The 1,936-nt window shown below is 39.1% G+C and carries 1 protein-coding gene; it reads right to left on the bottom strand.

Annotation, left to right across the window (positions count from 1 at the left end; all coding sequences use genetic code 11):
* Positions 1-44 precede the first annotated feature (44 nt).
* Positions 45-1,880: a DUF885 domain-containing protein gene (locus tag GQR46_RS19165; protein WP_165735494.1), complete on the bottom strand. Its 1,836-nt coding sequence runs from the start codon at positions 1,878-1,880 to the stop codon at positions 45-47.
* Positions 1,881-1,936: the final 56 nt, after the last annotated feature.

The raw sequence follows: 1,936 nt of genomic DNA on the forward strand, positions 1-1,936 counted from the left end.
CAAATGCGACCTTTTCATATTTAAAGCAATTGTTTAAATTGGTTTTAAGCCTTTTTGCTTGCTACCCATTCATTAACAAAGTTTTCTAGTACATTAAGTGGTACAGGACCATTTTTAAGCACTACGTCGTGGAACTGGCGAATATCAAATTTATCACCAAGTTGCTTTTTAGCTTCTTCACGAAGCTCTAAAATCTTAAGCATACCCACTTTATAAGCTGTTGCTTGTGAAGGCATTACAATGTGACGCTCAACCATTTTAACACCGTCAGATGTTGCATTAGGCGTGTTATTTACGTAGTAATCAATACCTTCTTGGCGAGTCCACTTCATTGCGTGAATCCCCGTATCAACAACTAAGCGACATGCGCGCCATAATTCCATTGAAAGACGACCAAAATCTGAGTAAGGGTCTGAGTACATGCCCATTTCTTTAGGAATGAACTCTGAGTATAAACCCCAGCCTTCAATATACGCTGTGTAGCCACCAAACTTACGGAACTTAGGAATACCTTCTAGTTCTTGCGAAATAGCTATTTGCATGTGGTGTCCCGGAATACCTTCGTGGTATGCCAGCGCTTCCATTTGATACGTTGGCATTGCTTCCATATCGTAAAGGTTAGCGTAGTAAACACCTGGGCGTGACCCATCTGGAGCTGGCTGTTGGTAAAATGCTTTACCTGCTGCTTTTTCACGGAATGCTTCAACCGCTTTTACTTTTAAACCTGCTTTTGGTTTAACAATGAATAACTCATCTAAACGCGTTTTCATTGTATCAATAAGCCCAGTGGCTTCATCAAGGTAGCGTTGTTTACCTTGTGCATCATTAGGGTAGTAAAATTGCTTGTCAGTTTTCATAAACTGCATAAACGCTTTTAAGTCGCCTTTAAAGCCAACTTTGTCTTTAATTTCACGCATTTCATCATGAATACGTGCCACTTCAGATAGGCCAATTGCATGGATTTCTTTAGCAGTTAAATCTGTTGTAGTTGTGCGCTTAAGTGCGTTGTTATAAAACGCTTCGCCATCAGGTAATTTCCATGCGCCATCGCGATCATCTGCGCGTTTTTCAAGCTGTGCAAGGTAATTAATTAACTTAGAGTAAGATGGTTTAACAGCTGATTTTAATGCATCTGATGCATCGCTGATTAACGAGTCTTTTTCGTCTTGGCTAATTTCAAGCGCTGTTACTTTACGTTTAAAGTCAGCAAGCAATGTAGAATCATCGCCTTTTTCAAACGGTGCACCGTGAATAATGTTTTTGCTTGAATCAATAACATGCGGGAATACAAATTTAGGGGCTATGATGCCTTTTTCTGCACGTACAGTTAAATCAACGATAAGCTGATCAATAACACCAGTTACACCATTTAAACGTGAAATGTAGTCTTTAGCTTCTTTTACATTGCTAATTGAGTGCTGATTAATTAAAAACGCAGGGATCATAGAATGCGTACCAAACATTTGGTTCACAGGGTAGTTATGGTAACGCCATTTAAAGTCAGCAATTGAGCTTTCAAGATCTTGTTTTTTTAAGTCGTAGCTAACTTTTGTTGCATCATCTAATAAATCACGGCTGATTGCTTTTAGTGCAACTAGGTCAGCTTTTGTTTGCGCTAAATCTTTAAGCTGTCTTTCTTCGCTGCCATCATCCCACTTATCGTAATCTTGCTTAATACCCATGTATGTTTGATATACAGGACTGCTCATTACGTCGCGGTTAAATGTATCTTCAAAAAATGCATTGGCTTTGTCTATTTCACTTTGTTGTGATTGAACTGCTTGTGCAATAGGAGCTGAAGTCGCTTGTTGTGTTGTTTGCTGGCAACCAGCAAGTAGTGCAACGCTTACTGCGGCCGCAATAAAAGTAAGTTTACGCATTGTTTTCCCTTTTGTTGTTAGAAACCCATTAGGGTGTTTTATATTTATTTTTTGTG

Source organism: Pseudoalteromonas sp. Z1A6 (genome assembly GCF_011378745.1).
GTDB classification, from domain to species: domain Bacteria; phylum Pseudomonadota; class Gammaproteobacteria; order Enterobacterales; family Alteromonadaceae; genus Pseudoalteromonas; species Pseudoalteromonas arctica.